This window comes from Sphingorhabdus sp. M41, from assembly GCF_001586275.1.
Classification (GTDB): Bacteria; Pseudomonadota; Alphaproteobacteria; order Sphingomonadales; family Sphingomonadaceae; genus Parasphingorhabdus.
Genome location: NZ_CP014545.1, coordinates 1619137 through 1633311 on the forward strand (window position 1 = coordinate 1619137; position 14175 = coordinate 1633311).

A 14175-nucleotide genomic window follows, 5' to 3' on the forward strand; every position below is an offset into this window, starting at 1 on the left:
CAAATTTCAAAGTGCATCGCATGCCAAAATCCAGATTTCGAAATGAAAAAACACAAACCGAAACAGGTTCCTACTCGCCAGCAGATACTGGATTTTATCGAGCGATCGGAGCGGCCTGCAGGACGGCGGGAGATATCAAAAGCCTTTGGATTGCGGGGGCCGGACAAGATCGCGCTCAAGGCTTTGCTCAAGGACATGACCAAGGAAGGGCTGCTGGCCGGAGATCTGGGGCGGGCTTTGCATAAGGTGGGCGGCCTGCCGAAGGTAACCGTGCTCAAGATTGTCGAGATTGACGGCAATGAAGCGGTTGGCATTCCTGAAAAATGGGAAGACGAAGGTGGGCCTGCGCCGAAGATCAGGATCAAGGAAAAAGGCCGCCGTGCCGCATTGGCCATCGGCGACCGGATTCTCGCCCGGACCGAAGAGCGCGGGCAGGGCCATATTGCCTTCCTGATGAAGAAACTCGCCCAGAGCAACGAGATGCTTCTGGGTATTGTCGAAAAGGACGAACGGGATCGCTATTGGCTGAAGCCGGTTGATCGCAAGATCCGGCGCAGCACGCCGATCTTCGAACTGGGCGATGCGCAGCCGGGCAATCTGGTGCTGGCCGAACCGCTCAAGCGCGGCTCCGAAATCAAGGCGCGGGTGAAGGAAATATTGGGTGATCCGTTTGCGGCCAAGTCATTCAGCCTGATCGCGATCCACAAATTTGAAATTCCGCTGCATTTCCCCGATGCCGTGACCGAGGAAGCCGAACAGGCGACCAAGCTCGAGATATCCAAAGAGCAGCGGGAAGACCTGCGCCATCTGCCGATTGTCGCGATCGATCCGGCCGATGCCCGCGACCATGATGATGCGATCTGGGCCGAGCCGGATGACAATCCGGATAACAAGGGCGGCTTCAAGGCGCTGATCGCTATCGCCGATGTCTCTTATTATGTCCGTTCAGGCAGCAAACTCGACCGGGAAGCCTATAAGCGCGGCAATAGCGTCTATTTCCCCGACCGGGTTGTGCCGATGCTTCCGGAAGCCTTGTCCACCGATGTCTGCTCGTTGAAGCAGGGCGTTGAGCGGGTGGCCTTGGTATGTCATGTCACGATCAATGCGAAGGGGCAGGTGACCGGTTCCCGCTTCACCCGCGCGATTGTCAAACTGGCCGGCAATATTGCCTATGAGGACGCGCAGGCGGCAATGGACGGCAAGCTCGACCACCCGCTGAAGAGCAAGGCTCTGGAGCCTTTATGGTCATGCTGGAAGCTGCTCGCCAAGGCGCGTGACGAGCGCGAGCCGCTCAATCTCGACCTGCCCGAAAAGCGGGTGGTGCTCGATGATCAGGGAAAGATTGTAGAGATTGCGATCCGCGAACGGCTCGACGCGCACCGTGTGGTCGAGGATTATATGATCGTCGCCAATGTCGCGGCGGCGAAGATGCTGGAATCGAAAAAATCTCCGGTCATTTATCGGGTGCACGAAACACCGTCCCGTGAAAAGCTGATCGCGCTGAAGGACTATCTCAAGAGTTTCGACATGAGCTTTGCCATGGGGCAGGTGATCAAGCCGTCAGTATTTAACCGCCTGATCGAGCAGGTCGATGACGACTTGCTGCTGCCGCTGGTCATGGAACAGATTTTGCGCAGCCAGACCCAGGCTTATTATGGCCACACCAATATGGGCCATTTCGGCCTGTCGCTCGGCAGCTACGCCCATTTCACCAGCCCGATCCGGCGCTATGCCGATCTCGTTGTGCACCGTGCCTTGGTTAGCGCCTGCAAGCTCGAACAGCCGGCGCCGAAAAACAGCGCCATTCCGGAACATTCGGGGCTGAGCAATGAAGAAGCGGGCCGCCTTGAACTGATCTCGGAAAAAATCTCCAAGCTGGAACGCCGTGCGATGAAGGCGGAATGGGAAACCATCGACCGCTATATCTCCGCCCATCTCGCCGACCGGGTCGGCGAGGTCGTCAAATGCCGGATCACCGGTGTGCAGAATTTTGGCTTTTTTGCCACGGTCGAGGAACTGGGCGGCGACGGGCTGGTTCCGGTTCGCACGCTGGGCGCCGAACGATTCGACTATGACGAGTCGAAACAGCAGCTCACCGGCATGGACAGCGGCACCAGCTATAATGTCGGCCAGAAGATCGAATTGCGTCTGGTCGAGGCCAATGCCGCCACCGGCAGCCTGCTGTTCGAACTGGCCGAAGGCGCCAATCATATGCCGGGTCGTCAGGCTCCGTTCCGGGCTGGCAAGGGCAAGCCCCATCGCAAGGGCAAGCCCGGCCGTCCCGCCAATATCCGTGGCAACAAGGGCAAGGTCCGGCGAAAATAATAGTTGGTGGTGGCACAGCAACCATTCGGATTGAATCAGGGTATATATTGTTCATCAAAAAGGAATCCCCCCGATGCCCAAACTTCTGCCAGCCAAAACCGTACCCGAATTCACCGTGCCGCTGATCGATGGCGGCAAGTTTCAGCTGAGCCAACGCCTCGGCGATAATTTCACCCTGCTATTATTCTACCGCGGGGCCCATTGCCCGATCTGCAAGATGCAGGTTCGCGAATTGCAGCGCAAAGTGGATGATTTTGCCAAGCGCGGCGTTACTGTTGTCGCGATCAGCATGGATGACAAGGAGCGGGCGCAGAAATCGGCGGATGAATGGGAAATCGACGAGCTTTTGCTTGGCTACGGACTGAGCGAAGAGCTGGCTCGCAATCTCGATCTCTATATTTCATCCGGACGTCCGGGAAGCAAGGAACCGAAGACTTTTTCCGAACCCGGGATGCTGCTTATCAAGCCGGATCAGACGCTGTATTTTGCCAGCATCCAGAGCATGCCGTTCACTCGGCCCCCGTTCGATCAACTGCTGCAGGGCATCGATTATGCGCTGGAAAATGCCTATCCTGCGCGCGGAGAACTGGCGAAATCGCGCTAACTCAGCCGATCAATCTCTTCCTTGCTCAGTGACCCGGGAACAACCATCACCGGGCAGGGAAGCGAGCCCGCTTCGGTAGCGGCAAAATGGCTGACCAGCGGGCCGGGCGCGCCATTGGCTGCCGCCCCGAGCACCAACGCCGCCAGGCCGTCCACATCATCCATCATCGCCCGTACGACTTTTGGTCCCTTGCCCTGTTTTACCGTGATGGAAGGCCGGATACCGGTTTCCTCGAATAAAGTCCCGGCGGCACCGGACACCAGCGCCTCGGCCCGGCTCTTTGCTTCTTCCTCGAGCGTGGCCTGAACCCCGCCCCAGGCAACAAAGCCCTCGCTTTCGACCAGTGCCAGAATGTGCAGCGCACTATCCGTTTTCATCGCTCGGCGTGATGCAAAGCGCAGCGCCAAGCTGGCCTCATCGGTCTCGTCGATCACCACAAGATATGTACGCATGAACCCTCCTCGCCCTGTCAGAAATACCTGTTGCGATAAAAATGCCCACAAGGCAAGCGACCGCCCTTGACGCCAATGGCGCAATGTTGGACAGCTTTAAGCGAAAACAGGACTTATTCAGGAAAGATCATCGGCCATGCCCATCAACCTCCAAATGCCTGCGCTCTCCCCGACTATGGAAGAAGGAACGCTTGCCAAATGGCTGGTGAAGGAAGGCGACAGCGTTTCGTCCGGTGATCTGCTGGCAGAAATCGAGACCGATAAAGCGACGATGGAATTCGAAGCGATTGACGAAGGCGTGATCGCCAAGATCCTTGTCTCCGAGGGGACCGAAAATGTTAAGGTCGGTGCAGTGATCGCGATAATTGCCGAAGAAGGCGAAGATGTTGGCGATGCAAAGGCTGCTCCTGTAGCGAAAGCGGAAAATGCCGCGAAGCCCGCACCCGAGAAAGAAGAGCCCGCTCCGGCCCCTGCGCCTGCGCCAAAGGCCAGCCCCGCACCTGCCGCAAAGGCCGCAGAGGATTCCGGCAACGACCGTTTAAAAATAAGCCCGCTGGCACGCCGTCTGGCCGAGCAGAAAGCTGTCGACCTGTCCGCTGTGTCCGGATCCGGTCCCGGCGGCAGGATCATCAAGGCGGATATTGACGCAGCGGAAGGCGGCTCGGCCCCGGTCAAGACCAAAGCGGCCGCCCCGGCACCAAGCGCTGCACCTGCTGCGAAAGCTGCGCCAGCGAACGAATTCGATATTCCGCACACGTCGGAAAAACTCTCCGGCATGCGCAAGACCATCGCCCGGCGCCTGACCGAGGCCAAGCAGACCATCCCGCATATCTATCTCACCGTGGATATCCAGCTCGACAAGCTGCTCAAACTGCGTGGCGAACTCAACAAGTCGCTGGAACCACGCGGCATCAAGCTGTCGGTCAATGATCTGCTGATCAAGGCGCTGGCGGTCAGCCTGATGCAGGTGCCGAAATGCAATGTCTCGATCGAGGGAGATCAACTCAAGAAATTCGAACGCGCCGATATTTCGGTTGCGGTCAGCATCGAAGGTGGCCTGATCACCCCGATCATCAAGAGTGCCGACAGCAAATCGCTCAGCGCCATTTCAACCGAGATGAAGGATCTCGCCGACCGTGCCAAGGCCGGCAAGCTGAAGATGCACGAATATCAGGGTGGCACCGCCAGCATCTCCAACATGGGCATGTTCGGAATCAAGAATTTTGACGCCGTGATCAACCCGCCGCAAGCGATGATCATGGCAATCGGCGCGGGCCAGAAGCGACCGCATGTCATTGACGACAGTCTGCAGATTGCGACGATCATGAGCGCCACCGGCAGCTTCGATCACCGAGCGATTGACGGCGCGGATGGTGCGCAACTGATGAAAGCGTTCAAGGAATTGTGCGAGAACCCGCTGGGGATGCTCGCTTGACTGATCTTGCCAACAAAGTGCCTGCCATCCGCACCATCGTCATGCCCACCGAAGGCAATCCCTATGGCGTGGCTTTTGGCGGCTGGCTGATGGGGCAAATGGCGCAGGCCGGCGGCGCCCTGGCGGCTAAACACAGCAAGCACCAGTCGGTGGTCGTGGGGGCCAATGACTTGCGCTTTGGACATCCGGTCGGGATTGGCGATGAATTGTCGGTTTATGCCGAATTCACCAAAATCGGCCGCAGTTCGATGACCGTCCAGGTCGAAGCCTTCCGCCGGGATCGCCATGAGGATGAGATGATGAAAGCGGCCTCCGGCATCTATATATTTGTGGCGGTGGATGGCAATGGGAAGCCGGTGCAGGTACCGGCACTCGACTAGAGATTATCGAAAAGGAATAACATGGCAGACACTTATGACCTTATCGTTCTCGGCTCCGGCCCCGGCGGCTATGTAGCCGCGATCCGCGCCTCGCAACTGGGGCTGAAGACCGCCATTGTCGAACGCGAAAATCTGGGTGGCATCTGCCTCAACTGGGGCTGCATCCCGACCAAGGCAATGCTGCGCTCGGCGGAAGTGTTTCACAATATGAAACATGCCAGCGACTATGGTCTGGTCGCGGAGAAGATCAGCGCTGACCTTGATGCGATTGTCAAACGCTCGCGCGGGGTGGCAAAACAGCTCAATCAAGGTGTCACCGGCCTGATGAAGAAGAACAAGATTGATGTCGTGATGGGCGATGGCAAGATCACTGCGCCGGGCAAACTGACCGTCACCACGGACAAGGGCGAGGAACAGCTGACTGCGAAGAATATCATCATCGCCACTGGCGCCCGCGCCCGCGATCTGCCTTTTGCCAAGGCGGACGGCAAGCGCATCTGGACCTATCGCCACGCGATGACGCCAAGCGAAACGCCGACCAAATTGCTGGTCATCGGTTCCGGGGCAATCGGCATCGAATTTGCCAGCTTCTACAATGACATCGGCGTCGATGTAACTGTCGTCGAAATGCTCGATCGGATCGTCCCGGTAGAGGATGAGGAAATCTCCAAGTTCCTCGAAAAGTCTTTGAAAAAACAGGGCATGACGATCATGATCGGCGCCGGTGTCAAGAGCATCGAGACCGGCGACAAGGGCGTCAAGGCGGAGATCGAGGACAGCGAGGGCAAGAAGGAGGTGCACGATTTCAGCCATGTCATCGTCGCCGTTGGCATCATTCCCAATATCGAGACCATTGGCCTCGATCAGCTTGGCGTTGAACCCGACAAGCGTTTTCATATCAAGACCGACGACTATTGCCGGACCAATATCGACGGCATTTACGCGATCGGTGACTGTACCGCTGGCCCGTGGCTGGCGCACAAGGCGAGCCATGAAGGCGTCATTGCGGCAGAAACCATCGCCCAGTCGATGGGCAAGGACGGTCATCCGCATGTCATGGACGTCAACAATATTCCCGGCTGCACCTATTGCCACCCGCAGATCGCCAGCGTCGGCCTGACCGAAGCCAAGGCGAAAGAAGCAGGCCATGACGTCAAGGTCGGCAAATTCCCCTTCATCGGCAACGGCAAGGCGATTGCGCTTGGCGAGACCGAGGGTTTCATCAAGACGGTATTTGACGCCAAGACGGGCGAATTGCTCGGCGCCCATATGATCGGCGCGGAAGTGACCGAACTGATCCAGGGCTATACAATCGGCAAGACTCTGGAAACCACCGAGGCGGAACTTATGAACACCGTCTTCCCGCATCCGACGCTGAGCGAAATGATGCACGAGAGCGTGCTCGATGCTTATGGGCGTGTCTTGCATATGTGATTTCCTTCTCCCGTGAGGGAGAAGGATAGGAAGGCTTATCCGACAGGATTAGCCGCAGTTGGATGAGGGCGTTCTGCACTCTGAAGCGAAGTACACCCTCACCCAGCTCCGGCTAGGCAACAAGTTGCCAAGCCTGCGCAACCCTCTCCCGCACGGGAGAGGGTACTCAGCGATCAACTGCATGTCCCCTGCCGAAGAGTAGGGCACAGAATTATCCTGAACTCTCGTCTGGATACCGCCCGTTCGCGGGGTACAAATCCCTTTCCTACATGCCCCCATTTGCGCTATCCTGAGCGCCATGAACCACTCTGTTGCAAGACCAGTTACACCCGCAAAAATAGCGTTTTCCGCGGCAATCCGGTTTTTTACTTTTAACACTGTAAACTTTGTAAAGTTCAAAGCGTTTTTCACTAAATCAGAAGGTTGATATCCATGGCCAAGGGCACGCACGACTTTACCGCTGATCCGCGCAACGAGACTATTCTGATCAACGTCAACGGCGTTATGACGCCGCGAGCCGAGGCTGTGGTATCCGTTTTTGACAGCGGCTTCATGCTCGGCGACGGCGTCTGGGAAGGGCTGCGCGTGCACAAGGGCAGGATCGCATTTCTTGACGCTCATCTGGATCGCCTGTTTGAAGGTTCAAAGGCGATTGCCATGGACATAGGTATCACGCGGGAAATATTGATCGAGCGGCTTTATGAAACGATCAGTGAAAATGGTATGGCCGATCAGGAGGGTGTCCATATTCGGCTGATGGTGACGCGCGGCATCCGCTCGACGCCCTATCAGGACCCGCGCGTGGTGATTTCCTCTGCGACCATCGTGATCATTCCCGAATATAAGGAAGCGCTGCCGAGCACGGTCGAAAACGGTATCCGCCTGTTCACCGTCCATGTCCGGCGCGGCGATCCGGCGGTGCAGGACCAGAAGCTCAACTCGCACAGCAAGCTCAACTGTATCACCGCCTGCATCCAGGCAACGCAGGCCGGAGCGGACGAGGCACTGATGCTCGACCCGCATGGCTTTGTCGCAACCTGCAACAGCACCCATTTCTTCATCGTCCGCAAGGGTGAGGTCTGGACCTCGACCGGGAACTATTGCCTCGGCGGGATCACCCGGGCCAATGTAATCCGGATCTGCCGGGAGAATGATATCCCGGTGTTCGAGAAGAATTTCTCGCTGACCGACGTCTATGGCGCGGACGAAGCCTTTGTCACCGGGACTTTTGCCGGGGTGGTGCCTGCGACCGAAGTCGATGGCCGGATATTGACCGAGGGCAGGGGACCGATGGTCGAGCGGTTGCAGGGGCTGTATAAAGAGCTGATCGAGCGTGACGTTGCCTGATCCCGTTCGTGTCGAGCGCAGTGGCGACACTGTGTCGGTTCTCCGGCATCTCGACTTCGCTCGATTCGAACGGTTTGCGATGACGATATTGCCGGATCGTCTACGCGCTATATCAAGCCGACCGCAGGTCATTCCCAATAGGTTTCTCGCGCGAAGCCGCGAAGACACGAAGAAGGTATTTAAAGCGGCAACAGCTTCGCGCCTTCGCGTCTTCGCGCGAGTCCATAATGCACTCGAGAATAAACGCTTCGCGGCGATCCAGGAGACACAGGTGATACAATCATGACTATCCGCATTGCCATGTGGTCCGGCCCGCGCAATATTTCTACCGCGATGATGCGCAGCTTTGGCGGGCGCAGCGATTGCGCGGTCAGCGACGAACCTTTTTACGGGGCGTTCCTGAAAACCACTGGCCAGCGGCAGCCGATGGCGGATGAAGTCATTGCGTCAATGGATTGCGACTGGCAGTCGGTGGCGGAGGATATGCGCGGACCTGTACCGAACGACAAGGCGGTCTGGTATCAGAAACATATGCCGCACCATATGGTTTCGGACGTGTCGATTGATGACTTTCCCGATCATCGGCACGCCTTCCTGATCCGTGACCCCGAGCGGGTGGTGGCCAGCTATGCAGCCAAAAGAGTTGAGGTTACGGCTGACGATCTCGGCTATGGGCGGCAGCTGGAATATGTTGATCGTGCGGCGCAACTGACCGGCAAGCCGCCGGTGGTGCTTGATAGCGCGGACATATTGCGCGATCCCGAGGGGTATTTGCGGGCGATTTGTGCTGTTCTGGATATCCCGTGGGACCCCGGTATGCTCTCATGGCAATCGGGTCAGCGTGAAACGGATGGTATCTGGGCAAGTCACTGGTATGGGCGCGTCATCGAGACAACCGGTTTCGGGCAACCGGAAAGCACCGCGCCCAGGCTGGGAGAACGGGAGCAGGCGATCGCGGACCAGTGCCGCGATGCCTATTCCCGCCTGTCGGCTTTGCGGATCCAGCTATAAGGCAATCAGCCTTGTGGGCTAGCCGACTTTCCGATCCGTTCGAATATAGTGCCGTCGAGAACCATGTAGAGGAGACCAAGGCCGGCGAACCACAGCATGTCGTTCTGCGCGATCATCCAGACGATGGCCGGCGAAAAATTCTCGACGCCGCCAAGGACCGTTGCTGCGGCAAGCAGCAGCGCTTCGTAGGCAATGAAGCCCGCGACAAAGGACAGGCCGAGCGACAGCAACGAGCGATCGCCGCGAATGTCCAATATGGTCTTCGCTACGAACAGGGTCGCGATGGCAGTCGCGCCCATGGCGAGACCGTGACCAAAACTGTTCGCGGTTTGCGGATAGCCGAGGATAAGATAGCCAACCAGCTGATTGGCAAACCAAACCGCGCCCATCCAGACCGCTGCCTTGCGGAACGGCAAGGTCGCCGCCAGCAAGGTCGCGATCGCGGCAAAAGGGAATATGCAGGCCAATGCAAGGCTGCCCAGAACCGACGAAGTTGCCAGTACACCGGCCCAGATATTCTGGACGGACGATGAAGATTGACGGATTTGCATGTGATCATATTCCCTTTTGCTATTGGATATCAGAAACGCGCGCGCGCGCCAATGTACGCCGAACGCCCCGGAGAGCCAAAATCTGTGGCTGTTTCATAGGTTACATCGAACAGATTGTCGATACGTCCAAAGACTTCAAACGCATCGCTCAGCGGGATGCTCGCGCGTGCTCCGGCGAGTATATAGCCGTCGATACGGCGGCTGTTGGCGAGATCGTCGAAACTGTCACCCACCATCTGCATATCCGCGCCCAGTTTCAGACCGAAACCGGTCTCGTAGCTGGCGTTGAGATAGAGGCTGCTCGCCGGACGACGCGCCAGTTCATTGCCGAAATTGGCGCCAGTCGACCGGTTCTCGGTGTCGAGCCAGGTGTAATTGGCGTCAAATCGCAGTCGCTCAACCGGGGTGATAGACAAGACCGCCTCGACGCCTTTGGTGCGGTTGCGTTCAATGTTCAAAGTCGTGCCGAACGGACGACTGCCATTGGTGCACACTTCTGGTGCGGGATCAGGCGCTACCGGACAGGCAGCAAAGGCGATCTGATTGTCGGTGTCGCGCTGGAACAGGGTCACGGCCACTTGCACCGCTTCGTCGATCAGCGAATGATCGATTCCGATTTCGTAGGATTTTGCGGTTTCCGGCACCAGGTCTGGCGTGCCATAACCGAATGGGCGATCATCAAGATCGATCAGGGAAGGGGCCCTGAAGCCCTCGGCATAGCTGGCACGGATTGTCGGTCCATCTTCACTAATGCGATAGGCGAGATTGCCGGCCAGGCTGGTATTGCCGCCAAAATCATCATGTTCGTCGTGCCGGATTCCGCCGGTCAGCGTGAGCCCGTCGACAGGCTTGAACACCGCCTGGAAATAGACGGAATCGATGCCGGTTGAATCACTCACTCCGCTATTTTCATAGCGGCTGTCTTCGGTCTCAGCGCCGAATATGAAGCGCAATTGATCGACTACGGCAAAGTCGCCCCGATATTCAAATCGTTCCGTCCGTCCTCTGGGCAGCGAGTTGAAAAATGGGCTTATGATATCCCGGTTGATGTCGGAAATGCTGAAGGCGAACCGGTTCTGGAAACGCCCGTCAAATGCCTGGGCCTGAATGGCGGCGTTGCCGTAGATTTCCTTCGCCAGCGAAAACTGGCTGTTGTCCGAACTAAAGGGCGGGAAGACGCTGTCATTGTCGACCCGGCTGTCGGCATAATAGCCGCTGGCTTCAAAACGGATCGTATCGGTCAGGTCGACCTGCAATTGTCCGGAAGCAGAATATTGGCGATAGCCGTCCAGTTCAGTTCCGCCGGAATAGACGCTGATACCGTCGGTGCGGACATAGCCGCCGCCGATGCTCAGGCCGACAGGCCCGACCTTGCCAGAGGCATTGCTGACCAGTCGCACCGTATCATGCGCGCCATATTCGCCCTGAACGAATAAAGTGAGATCCTCGGTCGGGCGTTTGGTGGTGATATTGACCACGCCGCCGACGGCCTGGCTGCCCCAGGTAACGCCACTGGCACCGCGCAAAACTTCCACGCGCTCGATATTGCCGGCCAGCAGATTGCCGAAATCAAAGGCACCATCGGGCGAGGACGGGTCGTTGACCCTGATGCCATTGATCAGCACCAGTGTCTGATCGCTTTCCGCGCCGCGGATACGGACCGAGGTCTGTGACCCCAGTCCGCCGCTCTGGGTGACATTGACACCCGGCAGCTCCTGCAGAATGTCGGCAATCGAAATGATCTGCTGGTCGAGAATATCTGTTACATCGACAACGGATATAGCGGTGCCGGTGTCTTCGATATCCTGTTCAATACCGGTGGCGGTGACGATGATCTCGGAATCGTCGGCGGCCAGCGCAGGCACGGCGTAGCAATATGCGGAAGACGCCAAAAGCGTGGCTAAGGTTCGGAATTTATACATAGGTAGTCCCTTTTGTTAACGACATAGATTGCCGCTACGCAGGGGAAAACCCCGTTCACCCGACACACCCCGTCCGGCTGAAGAACGACGATATAGGGCAGGTCTCCTGACTTGCGGATCGCTGTCGAACATGCCGCCTTCCCAGATCGGGTGATCCAGTGGCATTTGGCATATCGGCTAGCCGCTTACAGTTGCGGGGGCAGTACCGGATTTGAATAGGGCCGAAGCCTTTTTCTCACCGATTTCCCTTTGAATTCTCGATTAAGAGAAACCCAATATCTGGCGCCCCATTCGTCGAAAATGATTCGAGTTGCAAGCCCAAATGTAAATTTGCCGTCCGTAGAAAAGCTTCTCATTATTCAGTGTATCAATAACCGCCAAGTTCTTGATTAACCGATTTCGCCGGTTAAATTCCGTCGGGGTGAGTGCAGAATCTACTTCGCTCCTGAATTCCAATCATGCTATAGGATGTTTCTCAATTTAGGAATGATAGTCATGATTGCATTTTTGAGTATTGCCTTGTTCAGCACCGTATCAGCCGCCGCACTCGATGATGCGGAAACCGCGCGCGTCGCTTATTCCAACTGCCTCGTTGATTTCACAACGGCGCAACTGGACGAGAAAACCGGAACGAGCGCTTTCAAGAAAGCCGCTACAACTGCCTGTTCTGACGAGCGCAACGCAATGATCTCTGCGTTGAAAAAAGACGAAATGGAATTTGGCAGTTCGGATAGCGAGGCGACAAGCTTTGCAACGGAAGAAGCCGATGGTGTGCTCTTTTCCTTTACTGACGGTTACGCGGGATATGCGAGTTCCAGTACGCGACCTGTCAAAGAGGAATGATTCACTAACTGCAATGTGCCGGCGATTCTTGGTTTCTGGCTTTATTTAGGCTTATGCGTAGGATGGGCGCTAGAAGCGCAATCCTACCTGGATATTGATCTTGGGAGATTGGTCTCCGCTCTCAAAGCGATCGTTGCCGACCGGAGCAGCAGCTTCGAAGCTGAAATCCAGCCTGCCTATCTGAGAGCGAATTCCTCCCCCGGCCGATGCAAGCGAACCGTCGCCGAGGTTGGTTCCGATGTTGGAAACGTAACCACCATCGACAAAGGCATAGAATTGAAGCCAGTCAAGCCATGCACTGACGTCGTTAAATTCCTTTCGCAGTTCGGCCAGGCCAAGGACACCTTCGTCGCCAAATCGTTCGCTGAAGTCATAGCCTTTACCGAAATAGGGACCACCGATTGCAATCTCATTCGCAGAGAGCAGGGGCCGTGAGGCGATTTGCGCATTGCCCGCCAATCGCATGCCAAAGCCGTTTCCGATATTCAGAATGGAGTTGATCCAGAAATTTGCCTTGGTAAATTCGCCACTCCCGTCGTTCCGCGAATTCAGTGGATCGCCGCTTTGGCTTGCCCCAAAAATTCCCAGCCCTTGAGTAACCCCTAGGCCGCCATAAATTCGGCCAATACCGACATTATAATTTCCCGAGAAATTCAGTGCGGCGGTCGCAATCTGGTCATTCTGGAACAAGAGTCCATTTTGCGATTGCTGAACCTCCAAATAGGCAAGTTCGGCATTGAGCCATAGATTGAGATCATTGCTGCGTTTCAGAGCATGGCTGGCAAAAACCGATGCGTACCGATTGTGACCGGTGAAATCGAAATTGCTAAGCCTGCCACCAGATCGCGTGCGACCGCCTGCGCCTGAGATTCCAACCACGGTCCCGCCATTGCCCAGGGTCATGGCATATCGTGCATATATATAGGTCAGTTCTTTCGGTTGAATGGCCGACCCGATAACATTGGTGGTGAGCACATCACTGTCGGTCAACAATCCCGGAAGATCGAGATTCAGCCTCATTCGGATTGGACCAAGCGTTTCAGGACCGTAATTGTCCAGAGCTACATGCCCCTTTGCCTTGTCTTCCCGCACTGTAACGACAAGCACACCTTTACCATCTTCGCGCTGGTAATTTGAATTGAGCAGCGTAATTCCCGGCAAATCGCCAGCCAAAAGCAATTGTCGCTCGACGATATCTGAAAGCGCCGCCGGACGTTGCAACTCGTCCAGGATTTTTCTCAGGCGCCGGTTTGCTGACCCGATGATCCGAACTTCATCAATAGCGCCGGGATCAAGTAGCACCTCGACGATGCCGATTTTCACTGATTGGGATGGAATCCGTGCGCTGGCGAAAATATAGCCCCTGTTTCTAGCGGCGGCCGATACATCGCTCGCCAAATCCCGCAGCAAATCCTCGCTGGCTTCCTGTCCGATGAATTTCTCATAGCTACTGGCGAGAAGCTCGGCAGGGATTTGAGATCCGGAATTTATGCTTACTGCTCCGATTGTGATCGAAGGATTTTCACGGGCTTGTTGGTCAAGTTGCTGCGGAACAACAGCGGGTGCCACAACATCGTTTCCGCTTGGCACGCCAACTGTCCATTCGCCCTGATCGCCAACGCTTTCGAACGGATTTCCGTTTTGCTGAGCAAGAATGGATGAGGGGCAGCAACTCAATAAGGTCCACATCAAAATTTTAATTTCTGGATGCACAAACAACTCCCGGGGCACAAAACAAGCCTGTTTAGACCGCAAATCTTAGGAATTTCTTAGCGGGTCAGGTGTTTAACGGAATATTCATGGCGTTCTTAAACTATTTCCGGAACATTCTTTGCTAATGGTCTCATTATATAACCACTGTGAATCTCAGA

At 56.2% G+C, this 14175-nt stretch carries 12 protein-coding genes and 1 riboswitch; of the genes, 8 read left to right on the forward strand and 4 right to left on the reverse strand.

Translation table 11 applies throughout. The features are described 5' to 3' along the window. The first annotated feature begins 42 nt into the window (after nt 1-42). A complete protein-coding gene (gene rnr / locus AZE99_RS07770; RefSeq protein WP_067199532.1) occupies nt 43-2325 on the forward strand; it encodes a ribonuclease R in 2283 nt (760 codons plus the stop codon). 73 nt (nt 2326-2398) lie between these two features. Further along, nucleotides 2399-2929, forward strand: coding sequence for a peroxiredoxin-like family protein (locus tag AZE99_RS07775; protein WP_067199534.1), 531 nt, complete (start codon nt 2399-2401; stop codon nt 2927-2929). Here AZE99_RS07775 and AZE99_RS07780 read toward each other — a convergent pair. Next, nucleotides 2926-3381, reverse strand: a complete 456-nt coding sequence (locus AZE99_RS07780; RefSeq protein WP_067199536.1) for a universal stress protein — start codon at nt 3379-3381, stop codon at nt 2926-2928. The two genes, AZE99_RS07775 and AZE99_RS07780, sit on opposite strands and share 4 nt — an antisense overlap. Nucleotides 3382-3517: 136 nt before the next feature. On the opposite strand from AZE99_RS07780, the gene AZE99_RS07785 reads away from it, so the two are divergent. The 5 genes from AZE99_RS07785 (at nt 3518) to AZE99_RS07805 (ending at nt 8988) form a co-directional block, all read left to right on the forward strand. Continuing rightward, nucleotides 3518-4816, forward strand: a complete 1299-nt coding sequence (locus AZE99_RS07785) for a pyruvate dehydrogenase complex dihydrolipoamide acetyltransferase (RefSeq protein WP_067199538.1) — start codon at nt 3518-3520, stop codon at nt 4814-4816. Further along, entirely contained in the window at nt 4813-5196 is a 384-nt protein-coding gene (locus AZE99_RS07790) for an acyl-CoA thioesterase (RefSeq protein WP_231862718.1), read from the forward strand. The genes AZE99_RS07785 and AZE99_RS07790 overlap by 4 nt, the downstream gene beginning before the upstream one ends. A gap of 21 nt (nt 5197-5217) precedes the next feature. Then, nucleotides 5218-6630, forward strand: coding sequence for a dihydrolipoyl dehydrogenase (gene lpdA / locus AZE99_RS07795; protein ID WP_067199543.1), 1413 nt, complete (start codon nt 5218-5220; stop codon nt 6628-6630). Nucleotides 6631-7062: 432 nt separating this feature from the next. Further along, entirely contained in the window at nt 7063-7977 is a 915-nt protein-coding gene (locus tag AZE99_RS07800; protein ID WP_067199545.1) for an aminotransferase class IV, read from the forward strand. A gap of 282 nt (nt 7978-8259) precedes the next feature. Next, nucleotides 8260-8988, forward strand: coding sequence for a sulfotransferase (locus AZE99_RS07805; protein ID WP_067199547.1), 729 nt, complete (start codon nt 8260-8262; stop codon nt 8986-8988). Nucleotides 8989-8993: 5 nt separating this feature from the next. Here the strand turns inward: AZE99_RS07805 and AZE99_RS07810 are convergent, their stop codons facing one another. Beyond that, complete coding sequence (locus AZE99_RS07810) at nt 8994-9539, reverse strand: hypothetical protein (protein WP_067199550.1); 546 nt, start codon at nt 9537-9539, stop codon at nt 8994-8996. A gap of 29 nt (nt 9540-9568) precedes the next feature. Then, nucleotides 9569-11461, reverse strand: coding sequence for a TonB-dependent receptor plug domain-containing protein (locus AZE99_RS07815; protein WP_067199552.1), 1893 nt, complete (start codon nt 11459-11461; stop codon nt 9569-9571). Nucleotides 11462-11540: 79 nt separating this feature from the next. Then, nucleotides 11541-11752, reverse strand: a riboswitch (cobalamin riboswitch). 204 nt (nt 11753-11956) lie between these two features. On the opposite strand from AZE99_RS07815, the gene AZE99_RS07820 reads away from it, so the two are divergent. Then, nucleotides 11957-12304, forward strand: coding sequence for a hypothetical protein (locus tag AZE99_RS07820; RefSeq protein WP_067199554.1), 348 nt, complete (start codon nt 11957-11959; stop codon nt 12302-12304). A gap of 69 nt (nt 12305-12373) precedes the next feature. Here AZE99_RS07820 and AZE99_RS07825 read toward each other — a convergent pair whose 3' ends face one another. Next, entirely contained in the window at nt 12374-13894 is a 1521-nt protein-coding gene (locus tag AZE99_RS07825; RefSeq protein WP_197460275.1) for a ShlB/FhaC/HecB family hemolysin secretion/activation protein, read from the reverse strand. Between the last annotated feature and the right edge of the window lie 281 nt (nt 13895-14175).

Coding starts and splice junctions, on each gene's coding strand:
- lpdA (WP_067199543.1), top strand. CDS start 5,218: ATGGCAGACACTTATGACCTTATCGTTCTCGGCTCCGGCCCCGGCGGC.
- AZE99_RS07805 (WP_067199547.1), top strand. CDS start 8,260: ATGACTATCCGCATTGCCATGTGGTCCGGCCCGCGCAATATTTCTACC.
- AZE99_RS07800 (WP_067199545.1), top strand. CDS start 7,063: ATGGCCAAGGGCACGCACGACTTTACCGCTGATCCGCGCAACGAGACT.
- AZE99_RS07820 (WP_067199554.1), top strand. CDS start 11,957: ATGATTGCATTTTTGAGTATTGCCTTGTTCAGCACCGTATCAGCCGCC.
- AZE99_RS07780 (WP_067199536.1), bottom strand. CDS start 3,381: ATGCGTACATATCTTGTGGTGATCGACGAGACCGATGAGGCCAGCTTG.
- AZE99_RS07815 (WP_067199552.1), bottom strand. CDS start 11,461: ATGTATAAATTCCGAACCTTAGCCACGCTTTTGGCGTCTTCCGCATAT.
- AZE99_RS07810 (WP_067199550.1), bottom strand. CDS start 9,539: ATGCAAATCCGTCAATCTTCATCGTCCGTCCAGAATATCTGGGCCGGT.
- AZE99_RS07775 (WP_067199534.1), top strand. CDS start 2,399: ATGCCCAAACTTCTGCCAGCCAAAACCGTACCCGAATTCACCGTGCCG.
- rnr (WP_067199532.1), top strand. CDS start 43: ATGAAAAAACACAAACCGAAACAGGTTCCTACTCGCCAGCAGATACTG.
- AZE99_RS07785 (WP_067199538.1), top strand. CDS start 3,518: ATGCCCATCAACCTCCAAATGCCTGCGCTCTCCCCGACTATGGAAGAA.